General features: G+C 39.5%; 1 protein-coding gene. It reads right to left on the bottom strand.

Annotated elements, in window-relative coordinates:
* Positions 1-195 precede the first annotated feature (195 nt).
* On the bottom strand, positions 196-732 hold the full coding sequence (locus AACR75_RS01960; protein WP_047691615.1) for a DUF924 family protein: 537 nt from the start codon (positions 730-732) through the stop codon (positions 196-198).
* Positions 733-933: the final 201 nt, after the last annotated feature.

The following is a 933-nucleotide window of genomic DNA, read 5'->3' on the forward strand; positions in this document are numbered from 1 at the left end:
AGCTCCGTCAGTTCAAATACATTGGGCTGACGTTTTTTAGTTTCCGTTGAACCTGTAGAACTGCATAACGCCCAATTAAGGTGTGAAGCACGCAACCACTACACTTAACTTGACCACCATAAACACTAAACTAAACCCAAACAAAAAATGCCAAGCGTGCTGAATCACTCTTAAATTGTTTGTTATGTTGCTGATTTAGAAGCCAGAATTTGGTTGCTTTAGAAATTCTAGCTCGGCTTCTGTTGACTCACGACCAAGTATTTCATTTCGGTGTGGGTAACGTCCAAACTTGTCGATTATCGCTTTATGCTTATACTCAAACTCTATATTACTTTCGATACCTACCGACTCAAAAAGTTTGACTGCTTCAATATGAATTAACTTCGATTCACTGTGCATAAACGGCATATAGAGGAACACTTTCTGGATATCAGATAACTGACTGTCTAAACCGTTTGCTATAGCAAATTGAGTTAGGGTTACTGCCATTGAGTCACAAGTGAAAGACTCTGGTTTATTTCGGTAAATATTACGAGAAAATTGATCCAGGATTATAACCTCAGCTAAAGCACCTAAAGGTATCTCACGCCAACTAGCTAATTCACCTGATTTCGCTTTGTCATGAAGCTCTCCGAAGCGACTTTTAATCATAAGATCAAAGGCTTCATCTTTTTGCCACCATTGCATAGGCTCAAGCTCATTGAACCAAAAATCTATGATTTCCTTGTACATTTCACTATCCTTATTTACTCGAAACTGCATTGCAACATAACGCCCGGCTAAGGGGTTGACAACGCACCACCGAACTAAAAAAACATACTGTAAACACTGAACTTCAATTTTGCACCAAAGCCGCCACGCGTTGGCAATCCCTCTTGAGCCGTTTGTTATGCAAATTCAATGAGATAAACTGACTTTACACGACCAAAAGCA

The sequence above is a fragment of the Vibrio sp. ZOR0018 genome, from assembly GCF_963865925.1.
Classification (GTDB): domain Bacteria; phylum Pseudomonadota; class Gammaproteobacteria; order Enterobacterales; family Vibrionaceae; genus Vibrio; species Vibrio anguillarum.

What these genes read in the sequence shown, in the direction of transcription:
- AACR75_RS01960 (WP_047691615.1), bottom strand. Translation starts at nt 732, where the DNA reads ATGTACAAGGAAATCATAGATTTTTGGTTCAATGAGCTTGAGCCTATG.